The organism is Streptomyces sparsogenes (assembly GCF_001704635.1).
Taxonomy (GTDB): Bacteria; Actinomycetota; Actinomycetes; order Streptomycetales; family Streptomycetaceae; genus Streptomyces; species Streptomyces sparsogenes.
Genome location: NZ_MAXF01000093.1, coordinates 12,756 through 38,009 on the forward strand (window position 1 = coordinate 12,756; position 25,254 = coordinate 38,009).

Here is a 25,254-nt window from a genome sequence, read left to right on the forward strand (position 1 = left end):
GAGACGTCGACGTCGTGTGCCTCGGCGAGTCGATGGTCACCTTCGTGCCCTCCCGTCCCGGCCGCCTCGCCGACGTACCGGCGTTCTCTCGCGGGATCGGCGGCGCGGAGTCCAACGTCGCGTGCACACTCGCGCGGGTCGGACACACCGCCCGGTGGATCAGCCGGGTCGGCGCGGACGGCTTCGGCGACCACCTCGTCGCGGAGATCGCCGCCGCCGGCGTGGACGTCTCGTACGTGCGGCGCGACCCGGACCGCCCCACCGGCGTCTACTTCCGTACGGCGGGGGAGCGGGCGCTCGGCGAGACGGACGGAGGGGACGGCAGAGGCGAAGGGGGCGGAGAGGGCGAAGGGGGCGGAGAGGAGCTGTCCGAGGTCGTCTACTACCGGGCCGGGTCCGCCGCCGCGGCCATGTCCCCGGACCTGGTGCCCCGGGAACAGACCTGGTCGGGCCGCGTCCTCCACCTCACCGGGATCACCGCCGCCCTCTCCGACGGCTGCCGAGCCCTGCTGCGGGAGCTCACCACCCGCGCGCCCGGCCGTCCCCTCGTCTCGTTCGACGTCAACTACCGCACCGCCCTGTGGCGCGGCGGCGGCGCGGGGCGCCTGCTGGACCTCGCCCGCGGCTGCGACCTGGTCTTCGTCGGCGAGGACGAGGCCGGGGCCGCCTGGGGGCTGCGCGGCGCGGCGGCGATCCGGGCAGCCCTGCCCGAGCCCGAGGTGCTGGTCGTGAAGCAGGGGAGCGCGGGCGCCACCGCGTACGCCCGGCGGCCCGCCGGCGGCGACGAGGTCACCTGCGAACCGGCCCCCCGGGTCGAGGTGGTCGCGGCCGTGGGCGCGGGGGACGCCTTCGCCGCCGGGTTCCTGTCCGGCACCCTGCGCGGCCTGCCCGTCGCGGAGCGGCTGCGCCACGGCCACCTGATGGCGGCCGCCGCCCTCACCGTCCCCGGCGACCTGGGCGCCCCGCCCGCGCGCGAGCACGCCGACGGGCTGGTCGCGCTCGACGCCGGGGCGTGGGGCACACTGCGACTCGCCCCCGGCTGGACGGACGCCGGACCCGTGAGCGCGGAGGTAGCCACCCCATGAGCCAGACCGTCGACCGAGCGCTGACCATCCTGCCGCTGCTGGCGGAGGGCCCGGCCAACCTGGAGCAGGTGGCCACCCGGCTGGGCGTGCACAAGACGACCGCGCTGCGGCTGCTGCGCACCCTCCACGAGCACGGCATGGTCTACCGCCAGCAGGACCAGCGCTACCGGCTCGGGGCGCGCCTCTTCGCGCTCGCGCAGCAGGCCGTGGAGAACCTGGACGTGCGCGAGATCGCCCACCCGTACCTCGTCGAGCTCAACGAGCGCTGCGGGCACACCGTCCACCTCGCCGTGTACGAGGAGAACGAGGTGCTCTACATCGACAAGGTGGAGAGCCGCTACCCGGTCCGGATGTACTCGCGGATCGGCAAACCCGTGGCGATCACCGTGGCCGCGGTCGCCAAGGTGCTGCTGGCCGACCTGCCGGAGGCGGAGCGGCGCGCGGTCGCCGAGAAGCTGCGCTACCCCGCCTACACCCCGCGCTCCACCCCGAACGCCGCGGCCTTCCTCAAGGAGCTGGCGATCGTGCGGGAGCAGGGCTGGGCCACCGACCTCGGCGGCCACGAGGAGTCGATCAACTGCGTCGGGGCACCCATCCGGGGAGCGGACGGGCGGGTGGTCGCGGCCTGTTCGGTCTCCGCGCCGAACGTCGTGGTCAGCGCCGGGGAACTCCTCGCGCTGCTGCCCGAGGTGCGGCGCACGGCGGACGCGATCAGCCACGAGTACTCCGGTGGCGGCCCGCTCGGCGAACGGGCCGCCACCGCACCGGACCCCGTCGAACCCCATCCGGAACCAACCGACAGCCGAACCGAGGAAAGCACCCCATGAGCGAGAAGCTTCAGAAGACCGCGATCACCCCGGACACTCACACCACGCCGCCCGCCAAGTTCTCGCACGGCGTCAGGAAGGGCAACATCCTCCAGGTCGCCGGGCAGGTCGGCTTCGGCCCCGCGGTCCCGGGCCAGGCGCCCGCCCCCGTCGGGCCCGGCCTGCGCGAGCAGACGCTCCAGACGCTGCGCAATGTGCAGGCCGTCCTGGAGAAGGGCGGGGCGAGCTGGGAGGACGTGGTGATGGTGCGCGTCTACCTCACCGACACCGGCCACTTCGCCGAATTCAACGAGATCTACAACGAGTTCTTCGCGGACCTGAAGGAGGCCCCGGCGGCCCGGACCACCGTCTACGTCGGCCTTCCGGCCGGTCTGCTGGTCGAGATCGACGCGCTCGCCGTCCTCGGCTGACACCCCCGGCACGCGCCACACCTCGTACGGCGCCCGCCGCGCCGTACGAGCCGCGGCGGGCGGGACACCCCCGGCCCCGCCCGCCGCACTCCACCCTCCCCTCCCCTTCCCCTCCCCCTCCCTCCCTCGCCCCTTCGCACAGTCGTCGGACACAGCGCTCTGAACCCCCGCCGCCATCCCCGTTCCCCCCGCGCACGCGGCCCCCCGCCGTGCGGCGCCACCCCCTACCCGGAAACCGGAGTTCCCCATGCTGCTCGCGGCCGCCCCCGCTGCCGAGACCCCACCCCACACCGGTGGTCTACTCGCGATCATCGACGGCACCGCCGGTCTGCTGACCGTCGCCGCCCTCGGCATCGCGCTGCTGCTCTTCCTCATCATCAAGGCCCGGCTGCAGCCCTTCGTGGCCCTGCTGGCCGTGTCCATCGCGGTGGGCCTGGCCGCCGGCCTGTCGGTCACCGAACTCTTCGGCACGGTCCAGCGGTCCGACGCCGTCTCGCTCATCGAGTCCGGCATGGGCGGCATCCTCGGCCACATAGCCATCATCATCGGCCTGGGCACCATGCTCGGCGCGATCCTCGAAGTCTCCGGCGGCGCCGAGGCGTTGAGTTCCCGGCTGCTCGGTCTCTTCGGCGAGCGGCGGGCGCCGCTCGCGATGGGCCTGACCGGCCTGATCTTCGGCATACCCGTCTTCTTCGACGTCGGCATCTTCGTCCTGGCGCCGATCGTCTACGCGGCGGCCAAGCGCAGCGGCAAGTCGATCGTGCTGTACGCGATGCCGCTGCTGGCCGGCCTGTCCATGACCCACGCCTTCCTGCCCCCGCACCCCGGCCCGGTGGCCGCGGCCGGACTGCTCCACGTCGACCTGGGCTGGGTCATCCTGATGGGCATCCTCGTCGGCGTCCCCTCCGTGCTCGCCGCCTGGGCGTACGCCGCGTGGATCGGCAACCGCCTCTTCGTCCCCGTGCCGCAGGACATGGTCGAGGCGGCCGAGGAGGCCAAGCAGGCCGTCGCCGCCGAACAGCGCGCGGCGGGCACCACCCCGGCGGAGCGGCCGGTGCCGGTCGGCACCGTCCTCGCCATCATCGGCACCCCGCTGGTCCTCATCCTCTGCGCGACGTTCTCCTCCATCGCCCTGGACCCCAGCACCGGCCGCTCGGTGATCGAGTTCTTCGGCCACCCCTTCGTGGCGCTGACCATCGCCCTGCTGCTCGCCTACTACCTGCTGGGCATCCGCCGCGGCTGGTCCCGCAAGTCCCTGGAGACCGTCTCCACCGCCTCCCTCAAGCCGATCGGCAACATCCTGCTGGTCGTCGGCGCGGGCGGGGTCTTCGGCGCCGTCCTCAAGGGCAGCGGGGTGGCCCAGGCGCTCGCCGACGCCTTCGACAGCGCGGGCCTTCCGGTCATCCTGCTGGCCTGGCTGATCTCGGTGGTGCTGCGCGTCGCACAGGGCTCGGCGACGGTCGCGATCGTCACCACGGCGGGCATCGTCTCCCCGATGCTGACCGAGGGCCACTACTCGCAGGCGCACCTGGCGCTCGTCATCATGGCCATCTCGGCGGGCTCGATCTTCGCCTCGCACGTCAACGACGGCGGCTTCTGGATGGTCGCCAAGTACTTCGGCATCTCGGAGCGCGACACGCTCAAGTCGTGGACGGTGCTGGAGTCGGTGCTGTCGGTGGCGGGTTTCGTGGTCGCGGGGCTGCTGAGCCTGGTCATCTAGGTCACATCCGCCAACTGGCCGTCCGGGGAGGGCAAGTCGGCGTACGGGGCGGTGGACCGGCCGCTTCCGCGCGGCCGGTCCAGCGTGCGCGCCGCCCTACCAGGCCACGTAGGCGAGGTGCACGATTCTCGCGTTCAGGTCGCACCACACGGTGGAGACCTGGCCCGTCTGGACGATGTTCCCGTCGTGTCGGTACTCGTATCCGTTGTCCCACCGCTTGCATGTGACGGCGACGTTGAACTTGTCGTCCCAACTGTTGCCGAAGCACTGGAGCGAGGCGCCCGCGTGGCCGCCGCTGCCCGTCATGTACGTCGGCGCGTTGCACGTCCAGATGCCCTGGGCGGAGGCGGAGGCGGGGGCGGCTGCCAGGAACAGCCCGCCCGTCGTGATGCCGAGCGATGCCACGACCGTCGCGGCACGTCGTTTGATGGACATGCAGATACCTCTCTTTTCCGTGCGCGTCTGAGGAATTGCACGCCCAGTGTGGCGCCGGAACGAGGGTGCGGCTTCGCACTCCGTGCGCAGTTGCTTGTGTTTCAGCGCAGAGGGCAGTTATCCGGCATCCGCCATCCGCCATCCGCCATCGGTCGTCCGTCATCTGTCAGATGGCGATGCGGTCTTCCATTTCTGAGCGTCGCCTTCATCGCATTCGCTCGTCTGCAGTTGATAGCCTTTCTCCAAAGGGGAGTCGGTGTCTTTCAGGCAGAGACGTGTCTTCATGTTGTGCAGAGTGGAATTCTCGCCGGAAATATCCCACCGTTGATAATCGCCTTCATTGCATGAAAACGTGTAGACCTGGCCGGATTCGTTACTCTCCAAGCAGAGGTCAGTCGTCACGTCACGCAGTTCGAACTCTTCCTCGGAGATCTTCCACTTCCCCTCCTCGCTCCCATTGTCGGAGCAGTCGCTCAAGTGCGGGCCACCGGAGCCGCTGCCGCTCAAGCAGCGATCAGACGCCACATTGCGCAGAACGGAACTGTCGCCGGAGACGGTCCACTTCTGGCGATCGCTGCTGTCGCATTCGATCGTGCGCAACGTGCCGTCGTCGCCGCCGTCCAGGCAGCGATCGGTCGCCGCATTGCGCAGTACGGACTTGTTGGATATGTTCCACTTCTGCTGATCGGTGCGATCGCATGTGGACATACTCAGCTCACCGGCATCGTCGCTGCCCATGCACATATCGCCTGCTGCATCGCGCAGACTGAACGCCTTCCCGGACGCAGTCCATTTCTGGTAACCGCCACCATTGCAATCGAATGCGTAAGCTTCTTCGTCGCCGTTACTGTCCAGGCAACGTCCGGTCGCCGCGTTGGTGAATGTTTTTACGGTCGAGTCTAATGCTTTTGGGGGTGCCGCGGCCTTCGCCGGGGGTTCGCGGGGGACGTCTTTCCCTGTGAGGACTCCTCCGACGGGGTTTTCTGCGGTGTACTGCTCTGTGAGGCGTGCGACGGGGAGGCGCCGTCGTTCTTGTCGTCGCCTCGGTTCGGGAGCCAGATGAGGGCGACGGCGACGGCGATCGCGACGACGGCGAGCGCCGCAATGCCCGTTACCAGTCGGCGCTTCCGGGGATTCCCCGGCCGCCCCCCGGATTGCGGGTCGTAGACGGTTCTCGGGGGTATGGACGGCGAGGCGGGCGTCGCGGAAGGCGTCGCGGAAGGCGTCTGGGCCGACTGGGTCGACGGCTGAGGTTGCATGGGCAAGGAAGGCCGGGGGTAGCCATCCGGCGGTCGGAAGCACCTCGGTCAGGCCGAGCTTGGCTCCGGCCTGTCGGCAGAGGGCCACCACCTCGGCGGGCGTGGGCCGCGCCGCGGGGTCCTTCGCCAGGCAGCGGCTGATGACGGGCCGTATCTCCGCCGGGCAGGCGGAGAGATCGGGCACTTCGCGATCGATGCGGTAGAGCACGGCGGGGCCCGGCCCGTCGCCGAAGGGGTGGACACCGGTCGCGGCGACGTACCCGGTCAGGCCGAGCGCGAAGACGTCGATGGCCGGGGTCACCGGAGTGGTACCCCTGAGCTGTTCCGGAGACATGTACAAGGGGGTGCCGATACGCATGTCGGTGCCGGTCAGCGGAGTGGCCTCGGCGGCCCGCGCGATCCCGAAGTCGATGACGTCGGGGCCGTCCGGCGCCAGGATGACATTCCCCGGCTTGAGATCCCGGTGGGTGACCTGCACCGCGTGGATGGCCTCCAGTGCGTGGGCCACGCCCGCGATCAGCCGCAGGGCCGCGTCCGGCGGCAGCGGCCCGTGCGTGGTCACCGCCGCCGCGAGTGACAGGCCCGGGGCGTTGGCGAGAATACTCCGGGACGTCGGGTAGCTCCCAACGGGACGACGGCCCCCAGGCAGGGGTCCGCTCGCTCCGTTGGCCGGGTGCGGGGTGGGTCGAGCCGCCCGAGCGCGACGCGGTCCCCGCCCATCAGTCACGCGCCCGGGAGCGGGCCTCGTGGAGCCGCACCTTGGTGCGGTTTCCGCAGCGGCTCATCGAGCACCAGCGGCGGTTGTGTGCGGGCGAGCGGTCCACGAAGCGCAGGGCGCAGCGCTCGGAGCCGCAGGTACGGACGCCGTACCAGAGCCATGCGTCATCCGGCCTGCTTTCGCTGGGCATCAGAAAGCCCCGTACTGTGATCGATAGACTGCGGTCGAGGTGAACATGGAGGACGAGACAGAGACCGTCTGCCGGGTCTGCGGATACGAGGATGAGGTGTTCTGGGAGGGGGGCTGGCCGACGGCGGCCATCTGCCCGTGCTGCGGCAATGAGTCCGATGTCGGCGACGCCAGTGTCATGGGCTTGCGCAACTACCGCGGTTACTGGGTAGGGCGCGGGGCCCCGTGGAACGACTCGTTGGAAGAGCGCAGGCGAAAGAGCCAAGGCTGGGACTTGCTGAAGCAGATGGCCAACGTCCCGCCGCAGTGGCGCTGATCAGGGCGAGTGTGGCCGCCTCATGCGGCGAGTCGTCGGCAGCGGATGAGGGCGGCGGCAATGCGAGTACGGTGCCATCTCCGCAGGTGGTCGTATTCGTAGCCCTTTTCCGCATGGAGTTTGGCGGGTTTGCGCCGTCTTGGTCCGCGGCGGGAGCGGATCGGTGGTATGCCCCGGACCAGGGGCTCCAGTCCCGTACCTCCCGGTCCCCGTACCGCCGTCGGCCGCCGCCCTGCGGACACCGGCGCCACCGGAACCACCCGCTGAAACAGTTTCCCTAGCCCGTCAGGGACCAGACGATCCACGATCGTCACACTCGAACACTACCGACCGGCGCCAAATGCAACGCCGTCTTAGTAGGGCACCGTGTCGCACCAGGTCTCCGCCCAGGCGGAGGCGCCGTGGGTGTTGGCGGCGCGCACCGTGACGCAGATCTCGTCGCCGGAGAACGGGCCCTTGATCGTGTAGCTGGTGCCCCCGGTGGAGTAGACCGTGTTGACGTTCTTCTCCGTGTAGTTGCTGCCCTTGTTGGTGTAGTGGATGTCGTACCTGGTCGCCCGGGAGATTGCCGACCAGCTCACCTTGAGCGGCATGTCACACGCGCCGACACACGAGTTGGTGTAATCAAGCCGGTAGCTCTTCATGGCAGGCGGCGGCGAGCCGGAGGAGGTGCCGCTGGAACCGGATGAACCTCCGCCGCCCGCTGTTGACTTACCGCCGCCGGAGCCCGGAGAAGAGCCGGACCCGCCGTTGTCGGAACCACTGTCGCCACTGGACGAACTGCTGCCGCCGTCGTCACTGTCCGACGACCCGGAGCTACGGCTGCTCTTCTGGGTGTTCGGCTTATCCGTCTCCTTCTTACCGCCATCGCCCGTGTTCTTCTTCTTGACACCCTTGGAAGGTGAACTGCTGGGCGTGCTCGGCGAGGTGCTGTCACCAGGAGCTGCACTCGTGCCACGGCTTGGTGACTGGGCATGCGTTCCGCCCCCGTCGCCACCCCCAAAGGGCTGAAGCAGGGCGACCGTGCCGCCGCCTGCGGTGATGACGACGACGATGGGCAGCGCGATGAGCCTGCGGCGCCGACGAGACTCCCTCTCCCTCTCCCTCTCCCTCTCCCGGTCCCGCTTCGCGGCTCCGGCGCCCGGGTCGGCCGGAGCGCCTGGGTCGGCCGGAGCGCCTGGGTCGCCCGGGGCGCCTGGGCCGGCTTCGGGAGGCCCGTCCTTCGGCCGTAGCCCGAGGGTCGCCAGGTCCGTGGACCCCTCCCGTAGTGGCGCCGCCTCGGCGTCGAGCAGCCGTGCGGACTGCCGCGCGAGGTGCGCGACGACGTCGGCAGGCAGCCAGGCGCCGCGCGTGGCGCGGGGACGGACCCGCTCGGTGTCCTCCAACAAGGCGTCCACGTCCGGCCGTTGATCGGCGTCCTTCACCAGACAACGGGCGATGAGCGCCCGCAGCGAGGCGTCCTCGACACCCGTCAGATCGGGTTCGCCCTCCACGATCTCGAACATCACCGCGTGCTGATTGCCCGCGCTCTTCCCGAACGGCAGTTGCCCGGTCGCCGCATACGTCAGCACGCACCCGAGGGTGAACACGTCGCTCTTGACCCCCGCGCGCTGCCCGCGCACCTGCTCCGGCGACATGAACCCGGGAGACCCGACGACCATCCCCGTACTGGTCAACAAGGAGTCGACAGACGTCTCCAGAGCCCGCGCGATCCCGAAGTCGATGACCTTCGTGCCGTCCATGGTGAGCATGACGTTGGACGGCTTCAGATCGCGATGCACGATCCCGGCGCCGTGAATGTCCTTGAGCGCCTTCAGCAGCCCGTCGGCGAGGGCGTGCAGGGTCGCCGTCGGCAACGGCCCGTGGCGTCGTACGACTTGCTCAAGCGAGAGCCCGGCGACGTACCCCGTGGCGACCCACGGCGGTTCGTCGTCCGGACCCGAGTCGAGTACCGGCGCCGTGTACCGCTCCCCGACCTTCCGCGCCGCCTCGATCTCCCGCCGGAACCGTGCCCTGAAGTGCGCGTCGGACACATGCTCTTCGTGTACCACCTTCACGGCTACGGTCCGACCGCTGTCCGACCGCGCGAGGAAGACCCGCCCCATGCCGCCGGCACCAAGCCGCCCAAGCAGCAGATACGGGCCTATACGCGCCGGGTCGCTCGCCGCGAGCGGCTTGATGGCCCCATCGACATCGTCGTCCCGCATTGGCTCCCCCGTCATCTTCGCCTGGTCCACGGCGCAACCCGGATGAGGATAGACGGTGCGGGGCGGGTCAGGTGATCGGGAACTCCCCGCGCTTGACGGCGGAGACGAACGCGGACCACGCGGACGGCTCGAACGCGAGCGCCGGGCCCTCGGGGGCCTTGCTGTCGCGGACGGGTATGTCGGCGTGGCCTCGGGCGACCTCAAGGCATTCGCCCTGATCGCCGCCGCTGTAGCTCGACTTGTACCACCCGGTGAGGGTGGACGCGTCGGAGACGGTGTGCTCACTGCTGACCATGCGCGTGTTCCTCCGCTGCCGCTCTGACGAGGGCCACTGACTCCTGGTGCGACAACGCGTCGCCCAGGGCCAGAGAGTAGGCGGTCTGGCTGGCCTTCACCAGTGACGGATCGTCCATCAAGTTGCCAGTGAGGAAGCCCTCGACGTAGGCCACCGGGGCCGAGTCCTCAAAGCTCAAGAGAGTGAGCAGACTCTGCTGGAGCGCGTGAGCCCCAGCGCTGTAGGGCAGTACGTGCAGCGGCAGCCGTCCCGCTTCGGCCATATCCGCGATCTTGTGGAGCTGTTCCGCCATGACCTGGGGGCCACCGACGGTACGTCGCAGTACGGCTTCGTCGAGAAGCGTCCACACGACAGGATTCAACGGCCCATCCAAAATCCAGGCGCGCTCCGTTCGGATGACGACGTCCTCGTCAAGCTCCTCCGCCGTGTGGTTGGGCCGGTACGCGCTGAACAGGGCCCGTGCGTAGGCGGGAGTCTGGAGCACCCCAGGAACAAGGGTGAGCGCGAACTGCTGGATCAGTGTGGCCTGTTGCTCCAACTCTGCCACGGACGCGAAGTGGTCGGTCCACTTCGACTCCAAGTCCTCCAGCCACCGCGCGAAGAACCCATCCGTCCCCAGCGCCTGATCGATCCGCACCGCGTCGTCCGGCCTGGGCAACCGGCGTCCCGCCTCCCAGTGGCTGATCAGCGTGGGGGAGCACACCACGATCTCGCTCAGCGCCTCCTGCGTCATGCCGGCCGCGATGCGGCGGAGCTTCAGCTCCTCCCCGTACTTCTCCCTGGGTGTGCGTGGCCTTCGATCCATCTTCATGGGCTGTGACTCCCCGAGTTGAAAGGTGCGAGGTCAGGCTTGCCCTGCTAGCAGCGTAGCCAGAACAGCCACCACTCTGTGAGGAAAGCGCCACACAGCGTGAACCGAACCTCAATGGAGCTGATGAACGTGAGTACCGGGCTGCGCCTGCTGCCGTGGTCGGACCCCGACGGCAAGCCGTGTTATCTGGCGTCGGACGGCGGGGACAGCCCGCTGAGTCGGCGTGCGGACGTGATCGAGGCCATGCAGCTGTCCATGGGTGCGGAACTCCTCCGGCACGCCAGGGCGCTGCTGGACGCGCCCAAGGCAGACGCGCGAGAGCTCCGCTACCTCGCGGAACGCCTGTGTGAGGCGTTGCGCGATGTGCTGCGGGTCGCCGAGAGCAGGGGCGCCCGCCTGCCCTCGTACGACGAAGGCGACGGCCCGGCACCCGCCGGGGGCGGCCGTGACTGACTGGCAGATCGGTCCCGTTCCGGGCCGGGGCTTGCGTCGGGCCGATGGGGAACTCACGTTGCCACTCCACATCAGCCAAGGCGGACAGCATCGCGCCATCCCCGAACTGGAGCTGACCTCCGCTGAGGCGGAGCAGTTGCACGCGGCCCTGTGCTACGCGCTCGGTGAGCAGCCGCCTCCGCTCGATGCGCCCGAGTGCCGTCAGCCCGTCCACTACCCAGGCGGCCGACAGCGGTACTGAAGTCGGCCGCTTGAGCGCTCCGCGCTGGGTACGCAGTGGTTCCGCTCCGCTGCGCTACGCGGTGGGCTCCGCTGCGCTCCGCCGCAGCTGCTGCCGCGCGGTGGCCGACCGGTCAGCCCAACGGTGCGCTCGATCGGGGCGCGGGAGCGCGACGGACAGGCGACTGTCGCAGGTCTTATTTGTGGTGAGTATGAGACGGCGACACGCCGAAGCGACGGCGTGTCGCTGTCTCATACTCACCACAAATGCACGCGGCACGCGGGGCGCCGGCCCGGCGGGTCCCCCCGCCGGGACGGCGCTCACGGCGTGCCGTACGGCCCCGGCTCAGGAGCAGTACTGGGCCTGCTTGCCGATGGAGCGGTACATGCAGTCCGCGTTCTCCAGGAGTTGGAGCACCGCGTCGCGGTTACGGGCGGTCTCCCGCTCGATCACCTCGTCGGGCGGGTAGAAGCCGCCCGCGCCGCTGGAGGGCGGGTACATCTCGAAGGTGTACGCGAAGACCTTCTGGTTGCCCCACAGCCAGTCGTCGATCGTCCCGTCCGTGATGTAGAGGTCGCTCGACTGCTCGGGGGTGTAGCCGTTGCTCGCGGCCATCTTCTTGCCGACGGCGGCGAAGGCGTCCCGGTCGTCCTGGGTCATGCCGGTCGTGGTGTCGTTGTACGTCCAGCCGAACGGCCACAGCACCAGCTCGCTGTAGGTGTGGAAGTCGATGGCGGCCTTGATCTGCTGTTTGCCGCCGACGACGCGGCTGCGGGCGAAGTCCGCGACGACCTTGACCTCGGGGGCGGACTCGGCCTTGGCGCCGCGGTAGGTCTCGGAGCCGGTGGAGCCGGAGGAGCCGCCGCAGCAGCCCCACTTGTAGTCCCAGTTGCGGTTGAGGTCGGTGCCGACGCCGGAGGAGCCGGAGTTGGGCTGGCGGTTCTTGCGCCAGCTGCGGTAGGACCCGGTGGCGATGTCGTACTCGCCGCCGTCCGGGTTCACGTCCGGGACGACCCAGATCTCGCGGCTGTTGACCAGGCCGGTGACCCGGGCGTCGCTGCCGTAGCCCTGGGTGAACTCGCGCACCAGGTAGAGGGCCATCTCCACGGTGAGGTGCTCGCGGGCGTGCTGGTGGGCGGTGAAGAGCACCTCGGGCTCTGACTCGTCCGTGGCCACGTTGTCGCTGATCTTGAGCGCCACGATGTCGCGGCCCTCGTACGACTTGCCGATGACCCGCTTGCTCAGGATGTTCGGGTACGTGGCGACCGCGTTGTTGATCTCGGTCGTGGCCTCGGCGTAGTTGTGGTACTTCGAGTCCGCGGAGGGGAAGTCGAAGGGCCGCACGGCCCGGCCGCCGGTGCGGGCCGGCGGGGTGGCCAGGGGGGTGAGCCGGTAGCCGAGGGAGCGCAGCTTGCGGGCCTGGGCCGCGTCGGCGGTGACCACGACGGAGCGGGCGTCCACCTCGTCGATCGACACGCCGGTGGCGGCGACGGCGCCGCGCTGGGCCGGGGTGGCGGGGCCCGCGATCTCGTACTGCCGCACGCTCTCGTCGGCCGAGGTGCCGGCCGAGGAGGCGGCCGCCCGGGACCCGGAGCCCGAGCCGTCGGCCTGGGCCGCGACGGGCGCCGCGAGGGCGAGGGTCAGCAGGGCGGTGAGGGCGGTGGCCCGTCTGCCGCGAATGCGAAGTCGCATGAAATCTCCTGTGGGGTGGTGAGAGGCGAGCGACTGCTGCGCCAGTGTTCGGCCATGCGCATGACACGGTCAAGGGTGGGAAATGGTCGAAGCCGAAGGAACATTCGAAAGGCTCCGGTCCCGGCCGTCGCCGACGTGATCCGTCGCGGTCCGGTCCGGAGCCTCGTCAAGTGAGGGGAACCACATGCGCAGACCTCTCATCGGCGCGCTCTCGGCGCTGCTGCTCGGCGGCGCGGGACTCGCCACCGCGGGTGTCGCCCCGGCCGCGGCCGTCTCCGACACGCCCAAGGCCAAGGCCGTCGACTTCGCGGGCACCGTGGCGCTGAGCAACTGCTCCGGCTCGGTGGTGCGGATGCCGAACTCGGCCGACAGCGACCTCGCGTTCGTGCTCTCCAACGGCCACTGCCTGGAGTCCGGTATGCCGTCCGCCGGACAGGTGATCGTCGACAGGGCGTCCACCCGGAGCTTCACCCTGCTGAACAGCTCGGGCAGCGGCGTGGCCACGCTCCGCGCCACCAAGATCGCGTACGCGACGATGACCGACACCGATGTGTCGCTGTACCAGCTCAGCTCGACGTACGCCCAGATCCAGCAGAGGTACGGCATCAAGGCGCTGCCGCTCGCGGACACCCATCCGGTCCAGGGCACTGCGATCAATGTGGTCTCCGGCTACTGGAAGAAGATCTACTCCTGCAATATCGACGGATTCGTCTACCGTCTTAAAGAGGATGAATGGACCTGGAAGGATTCGGTCCGCTATACCTCCGCGTGTAACACGATCGGGGGAACCTCGGGCTCGCCCGTCGTGGACTCAGCCACCGGCAAGGTCGTCGCCATCAACAACACGGGCAACGAGGACGGCGGGCGGTGCACCCTCAACAACCCGTGCGAGGTGGACGCCAACGGGACGGTGACGGTGCGCCAGGGCATCAACTACGCCCAGCAGACGTACGGCATCACCAAGTGCGTGGCCGCGGGGAACAAGATCAACCTGAGCCTGGCGGGGTGTGAGCTGCCCAAGCCGTGACCCGTACGCCGTAACACCTGAGCCCCTGCGCGCCCGGACCCCGGTCCGCCCCGGCCCGGCCACAGGCTTTCCCGAGGCCGGACCGGGGGCCGGGCGCAGCATGAACCCGGGGGCTGGCACCAGTGTGCGAAGGGTGCGCCCCACGCGAGGCTGAGGTCCTCATCGTTGATCACCGAGGAAGAGAAACGGGGACCTCATGCTCAACTCGCCACGCCGCACCCGACCGGGTCGTGCCCAGGCCGGGCCGGGGCCGAGGACCGGCGCCCTGGCGGCGGCGCTGTGCGCCGCGCTGCTGCTGGCCGGATCCGCCGCCCCGGCCCTCGCCGCCGCCCCCGGCGCTCCCGGCGGTACGGCGGACGCCGGAGCCCAGGCCACCGCGGCGTCGGCCCCCGGCGGTACTGCGGCCTTCGGCGGTACGGCGGCCGTCGGCGGTACGGCGGCCGACGCGGCGCGCCCCGGCCGGGGCGCCCTGGTGTCCCACACGCTGCTCTACACGCTGGAGAAGCCCGGCGACGTCGCCACCTGGCTGACCGACGCCGAGTTCGACCCCGGCACCGTCCGGTACGGCGTCGACGCGTACCGGCTGGTCTACCGCACGGTCGACCCGCACGGCCGCCCCACCACCGCCAGCGGCCTGCTGGTCCTGCCGCGCGGCCACGAGGGCCGGCTCCGCCCGGTGTCGTTCACCCACGGCACCGGCGTCCACAAGGACGACTCGCCGTCCATGAAGACGGGCGGCTTCCTGCCCGCGCCGCCGGTCACCTACGCCTCCGCCGGATACGCCGCCGTCGCCCCCGACTACCTGGGCATGGGCCTCGGCCCCGGCCCGCACCCCTGGATGGACGTCCCCTCGGAGACCACCGCGTCCCTGGACATGCTGCGCGCCGCCCGCGCCTTCGTGTCCGGCACCGGCCGCACCCTGGACCGGGACGTGGCGGTCACCGGCTTCTCCCAGGGCGCCTCGGCCGCCCTGGGACTCGCCCGGGCCCTGGAGTCCGGCGAGGACCGCCGGTTCCGGCTGGGCGCGCTGGCCCCGGTCAGCGGGGCGTACGACTTCGGCGGCGCCGAGCTGCCCGCGCTGCTCGCCGGCGAGCTCGAACCCAAGTCGAGCGTCCTGTACGCGGCCTACACCCTGGTCGCCTTCAACCGGCTGCACCACCTCTACGACAGCCCCGAGGAGGTGTTCCAGGGCCCGTACGCCGACACGATCGAGGCGCTGTTCGACGGTACGCACACCGGCCCGGAGCTCATGGCGGGCACCCCCGCTACCCTCGACGAGCTGCTCACCGGCCCCGGCCGCGAACTGCTCGCCGACCCGGCCGGCCCGATGGCCGCCGCCCTGCGCACCACCGACGACGTGTGCGACTGGGCGCCCCGGGCCCCGGTCCGCCTCTACCTGGCGCGCGACGACGAGCAGGCGACCGTCGCCAACACCGCCCACTGCCGGGCGGCGTTCGCCCGCCACGGCGTGGCCGCGCCCGTCGTCGACCTCGGCGCGGTCGACTACCACGGCTCCCGCCACCTGGGCTCCAACGTCCGGGCCACCACGGCCGTCGTGCGCTGGCTGGACAGCCTGCGGTAGCCGCGGCGGGCTCAGCGGGCGCGCGCGAAGACCGCCAGAGCGGCGTCCCTGGCGTGGTGGACCGCCCCCGGAAAGGCCCCGATGCCGTGGGCGACGAGAGCACCCTCGTGCAGCAGCATGAGGGTGCGGGCCGTCTCCTCGGGGGCGGTGAGGCCGGCGTCCCGGCACAGGCGCCGGAACAGGCCGAGCATCCAGGCCTTCTGGTCGACGATCACCCGATGGGCGGGGTGCGCCGGATCGCTGATCTCGGCGTGTGCGTTGACCATGCCGCACCCCTTGCCGCCGGCGTCCCGCATCCAGGAGCCGGAGGCGTCGAAGACGGCGGCGAGCCTGGCCTCCGGCGTGTCGGGGGTCTCGGCGAGGCGGTGGTCCAGGAACTCCCGCCAGCGCTCATCCCGGTGGCGCAGGTATTCCACGACGAGCCGCTCCTTGGAGCCGAAGCGGTCGTACAGCGTCTTCTTGGTCACGCCGGCCTCTTCGGCGATCAGGTCGACACCCACCGCGGCGATGCCGTGTGCATAGAACAGCCTCGACGCCGCCTCCAGGATCGTGCGCGCCTTCGGCGTCCACGCGATCTCCGCAACCGCCTCTCCCATGAGCCGATTCTATACCGATCTGTATAGTCGCCCGAAGAGGCGGGTATACAGATCGGTATAGCTTGGGAGGTGTCGTGATGACCGTCGTCCTGTCGGTGCTGTTCGTCCTGTGCTGGGCTTCGGGGTTCGTCGGCGCCAAGCTCGGCGCCGGGGCCGCGCCCGTGACGACGCTCCTGATGTGGCGCTTTCTGCTCCTCGCCGCCGTCCTGCTCCCCGTCGCCTGGGTGACGCGGAAGCGCGGGAGCCGGCCGTCCGGGCGGGTGCTCGGGCGCCAGGCCGTGATCGGAGCCCTGTCCCAGGGCGGCTATCTGCTCACGGTCTACGCGGCGATCCAGCTCGGCGTGAACACGGGCACGACAGCCCTGATCGACGGCATGCAGCCGCTGGTCGTGGCGGCCCTCGTCGGCCCGCTGCTCGGCGTCTCCCCCTCGGGGCGGCAGTGGCTGGGCCTGGTGACCGGCTTCCTCGGCGTGCTGGTCGTCACCCTCGGGGACGCCTCGGCCAATGGATCCGTGCCGTGGTGGGCCTACCTCGTCCCGTTCGCCGGAATGCTGAGCCTGGTGGCGGCGACCTTCATCGAACAGCGCTCCCCGGCCCCCGTGCGCCCCCTGGCCGGACTGACGGTCCACAGCACGACGAGCGCCGTGGTCTTCACCGCGCTCGCCCTGGCCACGGGCGGCGCGGTGCCGCCGGCCGACCCGCCGTTCTGGATCGCGACCGGCTGGCTCATCGCCCTGTCGACGCTGGGCGGTTACGGCCTGTACTGGACGCTCCTCGCGCGCCTCGGCGTCACCCGGGTGAACGCGCTCATGTTCCTCATGGCCCCGGTCACGTCCGTGTGGGGAGCCGTCATGTTCGGCGAGCCCTTCACCCCCGTCACCGCGGCCGGCCTGACGGTCGGGCTGCTCGCGGTCGTCACCGTCGCCCACCGCCGACCGCGTGAACAGCCCGCGGCCGGGGCCCGCGAGAAGCGGCCCCGGCCGGTGAGCCGCCCGGCCGGCGGGCCTGCCGCCTGAGGTCCGGCGGCGCCCGTCGTGCCCGGGCGGGACCCCTACGGCAGGCCGTGGACCTTCGGCCCGACCGCGCTGGACCAGGCGTTGCCCGCCAGCGCGTCCCAGTTGGTCGACCAGGTCATGGCGCCGCGCAGGCCCGGATAGGTCTTCGCGGGCTTGAACGAGCCGCAGCCGGTGCCCCGGGCCAGGCAGTCCAGGGCGTTGTTGACGACCGTCGGGGACACATAGCCGCTGCCCGCGCCGCGCGTGGAGGCGGGCAGGCCGAGGCCGACCTGGGACGGGGACAGGCCGCCCTCCAGCTGGATGCAGGCCAGGGCGGTGAGGAAGTCGACGGAGCCCTGGGAGTAGACCTTGCCGTCGCAGCCGAGCATGGAGCCGCTGTTGTAGTACTGCATGTTGACGACGGTGAGGATGTCCTTGATGTTGAGGGCGGTCTGGAAGTAGGCGTTGGACGTGGACTGCATGTCAATCGTCTGCGGGGCCATGGTGATCACGAGCTTCGAGCCGGCCTTGGCGGAGAGCGAGCGCAGGGCCTGCGTCATGTAGGTGGCGTTGAGGCCGTTCTCCAGGTCGATGTCGACGCCGTCGAAGCCGTACTGCCGCATCAGCGCGTAGACGGAGTCGGCGAAGTTGGCCGCGGAGGCGGAGTCGTTGACGGAGACCGTGCCGTTCTGGCCGCCGATGGAGATGATGACGGACTTGCCCGCCGCCTGTTTGGCCCTGATGTCGGCCTTGAACTGGTCGACCGTGTAGCCGCCGAGCCCGGCGGAGTCGAGGTTGAAGGTGACCGCGCCGGGGGTGCCGGTGGCGTCGGCGAAGGCGACCGCGATGATGTCGTACTGGTCCTGGACATCGCTGATCTTCTGGACGGTCGCGCCGTTGTTGAAGTTCTGCCAGTAGCCGGTGACCGCGTGCTTGGGCACGGTTCCGCCGTCTCCGCCGCCGCCGGCCGAGGTGGTGCCGGTGACGGCCGCCGATCTGGGCGACTCGCCCGCCGCGTTGGTCGCGGTGACCTGGAACTGGTACGAGGTGGAGGCGGCGAGCCCGGTCACCGTCGCGGAGGTGCCGCTGACCGCCTGCACCTTGGTGCCGTCCCGGTAGACGTTGTAGCCGGTCGCGCCGCTGACCGCGGTCCAGGACAGGGCGACGGACGAGGAGGTGACCGCGCCCGTCCTCAGACCGGTGGGGGCGGTCGGGACGGGGTCGCCGGGGGTGGAGCCGCCGGGGCCGGTGAGGCTGATGTCGTCGGCGTAGTAGGCGGGCTGGCCGTACCAGCCGTGGGTGTAGACGGTCACCGAGGTGGTGTTGGGGCCGGTCTTGAAGCTGGTGGTCAACTGCTGCCAGCCGGTCGCGGACGGCGTCCAGGTCGACACGTCCGTCGTGCCGGTGCCGCTCGCGCCGAGGTAGACGTAACTGCCCTGCACCCACGCGCTGAGGGTGTACGAGGAGTCGGGCTTGACGCCGACGGTCTGCGCGCACCGGGCGTTGTCCTGCCCGGCGGGGGTGGCCTTGAGGGCGGCGGAGCCGCTGCGCGCGGGGCTCGCGACCGCGGCCCCGGAGGCGGCGGAGCAGGTCCAGCCGCTCAGCCCGGACTCGAAGCCCGGGTTCTGCACGAGGTTGGCGTCCGCCGCGCCGGCCGTGCCGCCGCCGAGGGCGACCAGGGCGGTCGCCCCGAGCACGGCCGCGGCGGCGGCGGAGAGGAAGCAGGTGAGTTTGCCGCGTCTTGGGCGTCCTACCGTCCTGCGGGGGGATATCGGGGCACGGTCCACGACTGCCTCCAGTGGGGGAAGAGGTGAAGGAGGAGCTCTGGGGACGGCGGCCACCGTATGGCGTCAAAAATGGTCCAGACCAATGGGGTTGTCAAGGGTTCGCGCATGCGCCCGTAACCCAGGGGAACTGTTCTCTCACGCGGCATTCGTGGATAAAGTGCTGCTGCACCAGGACAGCAGCAACGACCTGCGGCCGCCGCTCTCCCCGGCGCCGACGTGAGACGGGGTAGCCGACGTGCCCACCGCGATAGCAGTCACCAGCCGGGAGCTGGTGCTTCCGCCACCCGACGGCCAGACCCCGTCCGCCGTCGTGCTGATGCCGCCCGACGCCCAGCCGCTGGACGACGCGCTCGCCGAGACCGCGGCCCTGCTCGACCAGCAGGGCTATCTCGTCGTGGTCTACCCCGCGGCCACCCCCGCGCCCTTCGTCCGCCGGCTGCACACCGTACGGTCGGTCCTGGAGAGCGACCGGATCGCGCTGCTGCCCCTCGAACTCCCGCCGCTCGGCGTCGCGGTGGTCGCCCGTCAGCTGCGCCAGCTCTCGGTGTGCGACTTCAGCCCCGGCGTGCTCGCCTGCGCCGCGCGCCTGCTGACGCACTACGTGCACGCCGGCGCGCTCCTGGGCAGCGTCGCCAAGCTGGACCGGGTGCCCGTCAGCCTCACCTCACACGTCAAGTCCTGGGTGCCGGGTGCCCAGTTCGCCGTACTCGCCCACCCCACCCCGCGGCTGGTCAAGGTGGGCGGCGAGGCCACACTGCCGGGCCCCGGCTACGCCACCCACCTCACCGTCGCCCGCGGCAATCTCAACAGCCACGGCCACGGCCACGCGGGCGGCGACTGGGTGGCCGCCAGACTCGCCCCCGCCTGGGGCGTGCAGGGCACCCAGGAGGTGCCGCTGCCGCAGGAGTCGGCCCACTGGTGGGGCACCCCCAAGCTGATCGAGTTCGCCGCCGCCATCCCCGACCTCTCCGTCCTCTACCAGCTGGTGGCGTCCGTACGCAGGGAGGAGTGCCACTGGTGCGGCTTCGAACTCATCGGGGACCGCTGCGCGTTCTGCTCCGCGCCGGTGCCGCGCGGCGATGACATCCTTGCCCTGACCGAGACCCAGCGACCCGCTCTGACGAGCCGGTAACGTCCCCCAACGAGGTTGTGCGTCCATGAATTCACGCCAGCGCCGCGGAGTCATCCTGCTGCTCCTGTCGGTCCTGTGCGCCGGCGGCGCGTTCGCCGGAGTGCTGTCCGTCATCCGCGACGTGCAGTCGAAGGTCGGTCCCGAGACCACCGCGTACAAGCTCAAGGCGGACGTCCCGGCCTACCAGGCGCTGGACGCGGGCAAGTTCGAGAAGATATCGATGCCGGAGCGATGGCTGCCGTCCACGGCCGTCACCGACCTCGCCGACGTGCGCGGCAAGATCGCCGTCACCCCGCTGCGCAAGGGCTCGCTGCTCCAGGCCGACATGATCGTGGAGCGCCCGGCGCTCAAGGCGGGGCAGCAGGAGATCGCCATCATGATCGACGCGGCGACCGGCGTCGCGGGCAAGATCAACCCCGGCTCGAGGGTGAACATCTACGCGACCTTCGAGGGCAAGGGCCGCAACGACGAACCCGTCTCCAAGCTCATCGTCGCGGACGCGGAGGTCATCGACGTCGGCAAGCTCACCGCGCTGGAGCCGGACCAGGACGACAGCCGGCGTCTCGACAAGGCCGTGCCCATCACCTTTGCGCTGGACACCGGCGACGCTCAGCGGGTGGCGTACGCCGAGTCCTTCGCCACCCACGTACGGCTCGCCCTCGTCGCCCCCGGCGACGACGACACCGTCTCCCCCCGCGACCGCACCTACACCCTCGACGGCGACAAATGACAAGCGGCGCGGCGACCAGCGGCGCGCCGCGGGACCATGAGTGAGGCGGTGCCCCGGTGACGATCAGAATCCTTCCGGCCGTCGGTGACGCCGACGCCGCCCGCGCGCTCAGCGGGCTGCTCGGCCAGCTCCCCGGCGTCGAACCGGCCCCGCCGGTCGGCGACTCCACCCGCCTGCTCGACTCGCTCGCCGCGCTGGCCGCCGCCTCCCTGGAGGACCTGCCGGAGGTGGTGCTGGTCCATGAGCGCATCGGACCGGCCCCCGCGCTCGAGCTCATCCGGGAGATAGCGCTGCGCTTCCCGGCGGTGGGCGTGGTGCTGATGACGGGGGACGCCGGGCCCGCCCTGTACTCCGCCGCCATGGACTCCGGCGCCCGCGGCGTCGCCGGGCTGCCGCTGTCGTACGACGAGCTGGCCGCCCGCGTCCAGGCCGCCGCCCAGTGGGCCGGCGGCGTACGGCGCCACCTGGGGGGCGGTGGCGACGCGCTCGCCACCGGGCCCGGCGGGAAGCTGGTCGCCGTGGCCGGCGCCAAGGGCGGGGTCGGCACCACGGTCACCGCCGTCCAGCTCGCGCTGGCCGCGCAGGCCGCGGGCCGCAGGGTCGCGCTCGTCGACATGGACCTCCAGTCCGGCGACATCGCCTCCTACCTCGATGTGCAGTTCCGGCGGTCGATCGCCGACCTGGCGCAGATCAACGACATCACCCCGCGCGTCCTCCAGGAAGCGGTCTTCACCCACCAGACCGGCCTCGGGCTGCTGCTCGCGCCGGGGGAGGGCGAGCGCGGCGAGGAGGTCACCGACCGCGCGGCCCGGCAGGTCGTCAGCGCGCTGCGGTCACGCTTCGAGGTGGTGATCGTCGACTGCGGTACGCAGATGACCTCGGCCGGCGCGGCCACCGTCGAGGTCGCGGACCTCGCGCTGCTGGTCACCACCCCCGACGTGGTCGCGGTGCGGGCCGCCAAGCGCATGGTCCGGCTCTGGGACCGGCTGCAGATCCGCAAGGCCGAGGACACCATCGGCGTCGTCAACCGCCACACCCGCAGCGCGGAGATCCAGCCCCAGCTGATCGAGCGCGCCACGGGCACCCGCATGGCCCGCACGGTGGTCCCCGCCGGGTACAAGGAGCTGCAGCCGGCCGTCGACTCCGGCCGGATGCAGGACCTGGACGCCAAGTCGGCCGTCAAGCAGGCGCTGTGGGGGCTGGCCGGCGAGCTGGGCCTGGTCGAGGCGCCCGGCGCCGCCGAGGGCAGGGGCGGCGGGGGACGCGGCGGCGCGGGCGCGGGCGGCGGCGGCCGGGCGCACCGCGGCGGCCCACCGGGCCCCGCCGACCGCACGCTGACGGGCATGCGGCGCCGCCGTGCCATAGGGGCGGGCGGCGACGCGCCAGGCGCCGACCCCGCGACGGGCGCCGGCGCCGGCACGGGCACCGGCCCGGACTCGCTGCGCGAGGTCCCCTCCACGCCCTCCGGGCGCTTCCTGCGCAAGCGGGGCGGCGACCGCGGCCAGGTCGCGGTCGAGTTCCTCGGCGTGCTGCCGCTCGCGCTGGTGGTGCTGGCCGTCATCTGGCAGTTCGTGCTGCTCGGCTACACCTACTCGCTCGCGGGCAACTCCGCCGACAAGGCCGCCCGCGCGGGCGCCGCGGTCGGCGGCGACGCGGCCACCTGCCAGGCGGCGGCCCTCGACGACCTCCCGAGCGCCTGGCAGGAAAGCGCGCAGATCACCTGCGGGCAGGGCGCCGACGGCGTGTGGAAGGCCACGGTGAAGGTGCACGTCCCGGTGCTCTTCCCCGGCGCCGCGGACTTCCCCTGGCCGGTCACGGGCACCGCGGGCGCGGCGGACGAGCAGGCGGAGGGGGTGTGAGGCGGTGACTTCCGAGGCGGTGACGCGCGGGGCGGCGGCCCGGTGTGGGGTGCGCACTGCGCGCGAGCGGGACCGGGACCGGGAGCGGGGCTCGGCCTCGATCGAGTTTCTCGGGTTTCTGCCGGTCCTGCTCCTCGTCGCGCTGGCCGCCGTCCAGTTGGGCCTGGCCGCGTACGCCGCGCAACAGGCGGGGACGGCGGCCCGCGCGGCGGCGCGTACGGCGTCGCTGGACGAGGTGCGGACCAGCCCGGCGGCCGCGGGGGTCGCGGCGATGAGCGGCTGGCTGGCGGACGGCGCGGACATCAGCGTGGTCCCGTGCGGGGACGGCCGTGCGCGGGCGACGGCGACGGTGGCGATCCCGTCGGTGATCCCCGGAGCGAGCTTCGGAAACGCGAAGAGGAGCGCGACGATGCCGTGCGACGACGGCTGACCCGGCGCCCGGGGCCCACCACGCGGCACCCCCGCACCCGCGCCGGGACCGCAAGCGCACCCGCCCCCGCCCCCGTACACCGACACCGAGACCACCGACACCGAGACGACCGACACCGAGACGACCGGCACCGAGACCACCGGCCCCGAGACGACCGGCACGAGGAGGACACCGATGAGCCTGCGGGCACGCATCACCGCGCCCGAAGGGCCCGGTGAGGGGCGGGAGGACGGGCATCTCGTCTCCGTCTACCGCGCCAAGCTGCTCGAGGAGATCGACCTCGCGGAGATGTCCTCGCTGGCCGCCGGGGAGCGCCGCTCCCGCCTGGAGCGCGTCCTCGGGCACATCATCAGCCGCGAGGGCCCGGTCCTGTCCACCGCCGAGCGGTCCCAGCTGATCCGCCGCGTGGTGGACGAGGCGCTGGGCCTCGGCGTGCTGGAACCGCTCCTGGAGGACGCCTCGATCACCGAGATCATGGTCAACGGCCCGGACCAGATCTTCGTGGAGCGCGCGGGCCGGGTCGAACTCGTCCCGGTGCGCTTCGCGTCCGAGGAACAGCTGATGCAGACGATCGAGCGGATCGTCTCGACGGTCAACCGCCGCGTGGACGAGTCGAATCCGATGGTGGACGCCCGGCTCCCGTCGGGCGAGCGGGTCAACGTCATCATCCCGCCGCTCGCGCTCACCGGCGCCACGCTCACCATCCGCCGCTTCCCGCGCGCCTACACCCTGCACGAGCTGATCGGCATGGGCACGCTGGACGAGCAGATGCTGCTGCTGCTCGCCGCGCTGGTGCGGGCGAAGTTCAACGTCGTGGTGTCCGGGCCCACCGGCTCCGGCAAGACGACGCTGCTCAACTCCCTCTCCGGGCTGATCCCGGAGGGCGAGCGGATCATCACCGTGGAGGACGCGGCCGAGCTGCAGCTCCAGCAGACGCATGTCATCCGGCTGGAGTCCCGCCCGCCCAACGTCGAGGGCAAGGGCCGGATCACCATCCGCGACCTGGTGCGCAACTCGCTGCGCATGCGCCCCGACCGCATCATCGTCGGCGAGGTGCGCGGCGGGGAGACCCTGGACATGCTCCAGGCGATGTCCACCGGCCACGACGGCTCGCTGGCCACCGTGCACGCCAACAGCGCGGAGGACGCGCTGATGCGGCTCCAGACGCTCGCCTCGATGTCGGATGTCGCCATCCCGTACGAGGCGCTGCGGGACCAGATCAACAGCGCGGTCGACTGCATCGTGCAGCTCGTCCGGCACGCCGACGGCTCGCGGCGGATCAGCGAGATCGCGCTGCTGGACAGCCACGGCCACGAGGACTACCGGATCGCGACCGTGTGCCGGTTCGACGCCGAGCCGATGGGCGGGGACCGGGTGGTGCGAGGGCGGTTCTCGTACTTCCCGCTCCCGGAGCGGGCCGCCGAGCGGCTGCGGCTGGCGAGCGAGTCGGTGCCGCCCGCGTTCGGCGTCGCCGCCTTCCCGGCGCAGCTGAGCGTGCGCGGCGCGGCGTACGGCCCGACGGAGCGGAGGTAGCCGGACATGGACCGACTGGCGGTGCTGACGGTCGGGGCGACGCTGGTGTGCGGCGCGCTGGGCGTCGCGGGTGTGCTCACCTACGCCCGGGGCAGGGCGGCCCAGGAGGCCCTGTTCGACCGGCTCTCCGATACCGGGCGGCTGCCGCTGTCCGGCCGGCGGCGCCGGTTCGCGCGGGTGGACCGGTGGCTGCGCGCCACCCGGCTCGGGCGGAGGCTGGAGCTGCGGCTGGCCTCGACGGGTCTCGAGCTCACCCCCGGCGAGTTCTTCGTCTACACGGCGGGGGCGGCCCTCGGGCTGTGGGTGGTGGCGGCGTCGCTGCTGGCGGCGTTCTTCGGGCCGATCGCGGCCGTGGTCGCCGTCTGGTCCGCGTTCGCCTTCCTCAACTGGCAGCGGCAGAAGCGGATCGAGAAGTTCATCAACCAGCTGCCCGAGCTGTCCCGGATCCTGGCCAACGCCACCCAGGCGGGGCTCGCGCTGCGCACCGCGCTGGGCATGGCGGCCGACGAGATGGAGGCCCCGGCCGGGGAGGAGCTGGCCAAGGTCGCCGACAAGCTGGCCGTCGGCCACTCGATCGACGACGCGCTGGGCGAACTCACCGAGCGGCTGCCGTCCCGGGAGCTGGTCGTCCTGGTCACCACGCTGGTCCTGTCCAACCGCGCGGGCGGGACCGTCGTCAGCTCGCTGCGCAACCTCACCCAGACGCTGGAGGAGCGCAAGGAGACCCGGCGCGAGGTCCGCACCCAGCTGTCCCAGGTCACCGTCACCGCGTATGTCGTCCCGCTGATGGGGGTGGGCACGCTGCTGCTGATGAACAGGATCGCGGCGGGCTCCCTGGACCGGATGACCTCGTCCTTCTGGGGCCAGGCCGCGGTGGTGGCGGCCTTCGCGCTGTACGGGATCGGCTTCTTCCTGATCCGCCGCATGTCGAAGATCGACGTCTGAG

The 25,254-nt window shown here is 71.4% G+C and carries 25 protein-coding genes and 1 pseudogene; 16 read left to right on the plus strand and 10 right to left on the minus strand.

Features of this window, described 5'->3' with window-relative positions; translation table 11 throughout:
* Window positions 1–32 precede the first annotated feature (32 nt).
* The 4 genes from BBH68_RS18480 to BBH68_RS18495 all read left to right on the plus strand — a co-directional run bounded on the left by BBH68_RS18480 (window position 33) and on the right by BBH68_RS18495 (window position 4,042).
* The gene (locus BBH68_RS18480; protein WP_245738117.1) at window positions 33–1,085 is read left to right on the plus strand and encodes a sugar kinase; all 1,053 of its coding nucleotides are present in this window, start codon (window positions 33–35) and stop codon (window positions 1,083–1,085) included.
* Window positions 1,082–1,912: an IclR family transcriptional regulator gene (locus BBH68_RS18485; RefSeq protein ID WP_065963843.1), complete on the plus strand. Its 831-nt coding sequence runs from the start codon at window positions 1,082–1,084 to the stop codon at window positions 1,910–1,912. The genes BBH68_RS18480 and BBH68_RS18485 overlap by 4 nt, the downstream gene beginning before the upstream one ends.
* On the plus strand, window positions 1,909–2,322 hold the full coding sequence (locus BBH68_RS18490; protein WP_065963845.1) for a RidA family protein: 414 nt from the start codon (window positions 1,909–1,911) through the stop codon (window positions 2,320–2,322). Before BBH68_RS18485 ends, BBH68_RS18490 begins: the two co-directional genes overlap by 4 nt.
* 247 nt (window positions 2,323–2,569) lie before the next feature.
* On the plus strand, window positions 2,570–4,042 hold the full coding sequence (locus tag BBH68_RS18495) for a GntP family permease (protein ID WP_065963848.1): 1,473 nt from the start codon (window positions 2,570–2,572) through the stop codon (window positions 4,040–4,042).
* A gap of 96 nt (window positions 4,043–4,138) precedes the next feature.
* On the opposite strand, the gene BBH68_RS18500 is transcribed toward BBH68_RS18495, so the two are convergent.
* The 3 genes from BBH68_RS18500 to BBH68_RS39510 all read right to left on the minus strand — a co-directional run bounded on the left by BBH68_RS18500 (window position 4,139) and on the right by BBH68_RS39510 (window position 6,644).
* A complete protein-coding gene (locus BBH68_RS18500; protein WP_065963849.1) occupies window positions 4,139–4,477 on the minus strand; it encodes a hypothetical protein in 339 nt (112 codons plus the stop codon).
* A gap of 159 nt (window positions 4,478–4,636) precedes the next feature.
* Window positions 4,637–6,463 (minus strand): ricin-type beta-trefoil lectin domain protein, encoded by a 1,827-nt coding sequence (locus tag BBH68_RS39505; protein WP_076970802.1) that lies wholly within the window; start codon window positions 6,461–6,463, stop codon window positions 4,637–4,639.
* The gene (locus tag BBH68_RS39510) at window positions 6,456–6,644 is read right to left on the minus strand and encodes a CGNR zinc finger domain-containing protein (RefSeq protein WP_342673137.1); all 189 of its coding nucleotides are present in this window, start codon (window positions 6,642–6,644) and stop codon (window positions 6,456–6,458) included. The genes BBH68_RS39505 and BBH68_RS39510 overlap by 8 nt, the downstream gene beginning before the upstream one ends.
* A gap of 45 nt (window positions 6,645–6,689) precedes the next feature.
* On the opposite strand from BBH68_RS39510, the gene BBH68_RS18515 reads away from it, so the two are divergent.
* Window positions 6,690–6,959: a hypothetical protein gene (locus BBH68_RS18515; protein WP_065963859.1), complete on the plus strand. Its 270-nt coding sequence runs from the start codon at window positions 6,690–6,692 to the stop codon at window positions 6,957–6,959.
* Window positions 6,960–7,000: 41 nt separating this feature from the next.
* On the opposite strand, the pseudogene BBH68_RS39515 reads toward BBH68_RS18515, so the two are convergent.
* The 4 genes and pseudogenes from BBH68_RS39515 to BBH68_RS18530 form a co-directional block, all read right to left on the minus strand.
* Window positions 7,001–7,150: pseudogene (locus BBH68_RS39515) on the minus strand (IS5/IS1182 family transposase); the annotation flags it as partial.
* 162 nt (window positions 7,151–7,312) lie between these two features.
* Window positions 7,313–9,181: a protein kinase domain-containing protein gene (locus BBH68_RS18520; protein WP_065963934.1), complete on the minus strand. Its 1,869-nt coding sequence runs from the start codon at window positions 9,179–9,181 to the stop codon at window positions 7,313–7,315.
* 52 nt (window positions 9,182–9,233) lie between these two features.
* Window positions 9,234–9,461 (minus strand): DUF397 domain-containing protein, encoded by a 228-nt coding sequence (locus BBH68_RS18525; RefSeq protein ID WP_065963862.1) that lies wholly within the window; start codon window positions 9,459–9,461, stop codon window positions 9,234–9,236.
* Window positions 9,448–10,272 (minus strand): helix-turn-helix domain-containing protein, encoded by an 825-nt coding sequence (locus tag BBH68_RS18530; protein ID WP_065963865.1) that lies wholly within the window; start codon window positions 10,270–10,272, stop codon window positions 9,448–9,450. The genes BBH68_RS18525 and BBH68_RS18530 overlap by 14 nt, the downstream gene beginning before the upstream one ends.
* Window positions 10,273–10,395: 123 nt before the next feature.
* Between BBH68_RS18530 and BBH68_RS18535 the strand changes: the two genes are divergently transcribed.
* Window positions 10,396–10,725 carry a hypothetical protein gene (locus BBH68_RS18535; RefSeq protein WP_065963935.1) on the plus strand — a complete coding sequence of 110 codons (330 nt, stop codon included), beginning with the start codon at window positions 10,396–10,398 and terminating at the stop codon, window positions 10,723–10,725.
* Window positions 10,726–10,783: 58 nt separating this feature from the next.
* On the plus strand, window positions 10,784–10,966 hold the full coding sequence (locus BBH68_RS18540; protein ID WP_245738116.1) for a hypothetical protein: 183 nt from the start codon (window positions 10,784–10,786) through the stop codon (window positions 10,964–10,966).
* Window positions 10,967–11,290: 324 nt separating this feature from the next.
* Here the strand turns inward: BBH68_RS18540 and BBH68_RS18545 are convergent, their stop codons facing one another.
* Window positions 11,291–12,637: a M14 family metallopeptidase gene (locus tag BBH68_RS18545; protein ID WP_104531341.1), complete on the minus strand. Its 1,347-nt coding sequence runs from the start codon at window positions 12,635–12,637 to the stop codon at window positions 11,291–11,293.
* A gap of 184 nt (window positions 12,638–12,821) precedes the next feature.
* Here BBH68_RS18545 and BBH68_RS18550 point away from each other — a divergent pair, with 184 nt between their 5' ends.
* Window positions 12,822–13,664, plus strand: a complete 843-nt coding sequence (locus BBH68_RS18550; protein WP_065963871.1) for a S1 family peptidase — start codon at window positions 12,822–12,824, stop codon at window positions 13,662–13,664.
* A gap of 196 nt (window positions 13,665–13,860) precedes the next feature.
* Entirely contained in the window at window positions 13,861–15,246 is a 1,386-nt protein-coding gene (locus BBH68_RS18555; RefSeq protein ID WP_218029719.1) for an alpha/beta hydrolase family protein, read from the plus strand.
* A gap of 11 nt (window positions 15,247–15,257) precedes the next feature.
* Here BBH68_RS18555 and BBH68_RS18560 read toward each other — a convergent pair whose 3' ends face one another.
* Window positions 15,258–15,842, minus strand: a complete 585-nt coding sequence (locus tag BBH68_RS18560) for a TetR/AcrR family transcriptional regulator (protein ID WP_065963872.1) — start codon at window positions 15,840–15,842, stop codon at window positions 15,258–15,260.
* Between the two features lie 77 nt (window positions 15,843–15,919).
* Here BBH68_RS18560 and BBH68_RS18565 point away from each other — a divergent pair, with 77 nt between their 5' ends.
* The gene (locus BBH68_RS18565) at window positions 15,920–16,858 is read left to right on the plus strand and encodes a DMT family transporter (RefSeq protein WP_065963874.1); all 939 of its coding nucleotides are present in this window, start codon (window positions 15,920–15,922) and stop codon (window positions 16,856–16,858) included.
* 35 nt (window positions 16,859–16,893) lie between these two features.
* Here BBH68_RS18565 and BBH68_RS18570 read toward each other — a convergent pair whose 3' ends face one another.
* On the minus strand, window positions 16,894–18,624 hold the full coding sequence (locus tag BBH68_RS18570; protein WP_065963875.1) for a chitinase: 1,731 nt from the start codon (window positions 18,622–18,624) through the stop codon (window positions 16,894–16,896).
* Between the two features lie 235 nt (window positions 18,625–18,859).
* Here BBH68_RS18570 and BBH68_RS18575 point away from each other — a divergent pair, with 235 nt between their 5' ends.
* The 6 genes from BBH68_RS18575 to BBH68_RS18600 all read left to right on the plus strand — a co-directional run bounded on the left by BBH68_RS18575 (window position 18,860) and on the right by BBH68_RS18600 (window position 25,253).
* Entirely contained in the window at window positions 18,860–19,756 is an 897-nt protein-coding gene (locus BBH68_RS18575; RefSeq protein ID WP_065963877.1) for a hypothetical protein, read from the plus strand.
* Window positions 19,757–19,781: 25 nt separating this feature from the next.
* The gene (gene cpaB / locus BBH68_RS18580; RefSeq protein ID WP_065963879.1) at window positions 19,782–20,486 is read left to right on the plus strand and encodes a Flp pilus assembly protein CpaB; all 705 of its coding nucleotides are present in this window, start codon (window positions 19,782–19,784) and stop codon (window positions 20,484–20,486) included.
* Window positions 20,487–20,542: 56 nt separating this feature from the next.
* Window positions 20,543–22,345 carry a CpaE/TadZ family protein gene (locus tag BBH68_RS18585; RefSeq protein ID WP_065963880.1) on the plus strand — a complete coding sequence of 601 codons (1,803 nt, stop codon included), beginning with the start codon at window positions 20,543–20,545 and terminating at the stop codon, window positions 22,343–22,345.
* 4 nt (window positions 22,346–22,349) lie between these two features.
* Window positions 22,350–22,775 (plus strand): TadE/TadG family type IV pilus assembly protein, encoded by a 426-nt coding sequence (locus BBH68_RS18590; RefSeq protein ID WP_079151065.1) that lies wholly within the window; start codon window positions 22,350–22,352, stop codon window positions 22,773–22,775.
* A 174-nt stretch (window positions 22,776–22,949) separates the two neighbouring features.
* Entirely contained in the window at window positions 22,950–24,308 is a 1,359-nt protein-coding gene (locus tag BBH68_RS18595) for a TadA family conjugal transfer-associated ATPase (protein ID WP_065963882.1), read from the plus strand.
* 6 nt (window positions 24,309–24,314) lie between these two features.
* Window positions 24,315–25,253 carry a type II secretion system F family protein gene (locus BBH68_RS18600; protein WP_065963883.1) on the plus strand — a complete coding sequence of 313 codons (939 nt, stop codon included), beginning with the start codon at window positions 24,315–24,317 and terminating at the stop codon, window positions 25,251–25,253.
* Window position 25,254: the final 1 nt, after the last annotated feature.

Excerpts from the sequence above, each read along its gene's own strand:
- BBH68_RS18565 (WP_065963874.1), top strand. The coding sequence starts at position 15,920 with ATGACCGTCGTCCTGTCGGTGCTGTTCGTCCTGTGCTGGGCTTCGGGG.
- BBH68_RS18600 (WP_065963883.1), top strand. The coding sequence starts at position 24,315 with ATGGACCGACTGGCGGTGCTGACGGTCGGGGCGACGCTGGTGTGCGGC.
- BBH68_RS18495 (WP_065963848.1), top strand. The coding sequence starts at position 2,570 with ATGCTGCTCGCGGCCGCCCCCGCTGCCGAGACCCCACCCCACACCGGT.
- BBH68_RS18535 (WP_065963935.1), top strand. The coding sequence starts at position 10,396 with ATGAACGTGAGTACCGGGCTGCGCCTGCTGCCGTGGTCGGACCCCGAC.
- BBH68_RS18480 (WP_245738117.1), top strand. The coding sequence starts at position 33 with ATGGTCACCTTCGTGCCCTCCCGTCCCGGCCGCCTCGCCGACGTACCG.
- BBH68_RS18520 (WP_065963934.1), bottom strand. The coding sequence starts at position 9,181 with ATGACGGGGGAGCCAATGCGGGACGACGATGTCGATGGGGCCATCAAG.
- BBH68_RS18490 (WP_065963845.1), top strand. The coding sequence starts at position 1,909 with ATGAGCGAGAAGCTTCAGAAGACCGCGATCACCCCGGACACTCACACC.
- BBH68_RS18515 (WP_065963859.1), top strand. The coding sequence starts at position 6,690 with ATGGAGGACGAGACAGAGACCGTCTGCCGGGTCTGCGGATACGAGGAT.
- BBH68_RS18555 (WP_218029719.1), top strand. The coding sequence starts at position 13,861 with ATGCTCAACTCGCCACGCCGCACCCGACCGGGTCGTGCCCAGGCCGGG.
- BBH68_RS18485 (WP_065963843.1), top strand. The coding sequence starts at position 1,082 with ATGAGCCAGACCGTCGACCGAGCGCTGACCATCCTGCCGCTGCTGGCG.
- BBH68_RS18550 (WP_065963871.1), top strand. The coding sequence starts at position 12,822 with ATGCGCAGACCTCTCATCGGCGCGCTCTCGGCGCTGCTGCTCGGCGGC.
- cpaB (WP_065963879.1), top strand. The coding sequence starts at position 19,782 with ATGAATTCACGCCAGCGCCGCGGAGTCATCCTGCTGCTCCTGTCGGTC.
- BBH68_RS18595 (WP_065963882.1), top strand. The coding sequence starts at position 22,950 with ATGAGCCTGCGGGCACGCATCACCGCGCCCGAAGGGCCCGGTGAGGGG.
- BBH68_RS18500 (WP_065963849.1), bottom strand. The coding sequence starts at position 4,477 with ATGTCCATCAAACGACGTGCCGCGACGGTCGTGGCATCGCTCGGCATC.
- BBH68_RS18525 (WP_065963862.1), bottom strand. The coding sequence starts at position 9,461 with ATGGTCAGCAGTGAGCACACCGTCTCCGACGCGTCCACCCTCACCGGG.
- BBH68_RS18560 (WP_065963872.1), bottom strand. The coding sequence starts at position 15,842 with ATGGGAGAGGCGGTTGCGGAGATCGCGTGGACGCCGAAGGCGCGCACG.
- BBH68_RS18545 (WP_104531341.1), bottom strand. The coding sequence starts at position 12,637 with ATGCGACTTCGCATTCGCGGCAGACGGGCCACCGCCCTCACCGCCCTG.
- BBH68_RS18530 (WP_065963865.1), bottom strand. The coding sequence starts at position 10,272 with ATGAAGATGGATCGAAGGCCACGCACACCCAGGGAGAAGTACGGGGAG.
- BBH68_RS39510 (WP_342673137.1), bottom strand. The coding sequence starts at position 6,644 with ATGCCCAGCGAAAGCAGGCCGGATGACGCATGGCTCTGGTACGGCGTC.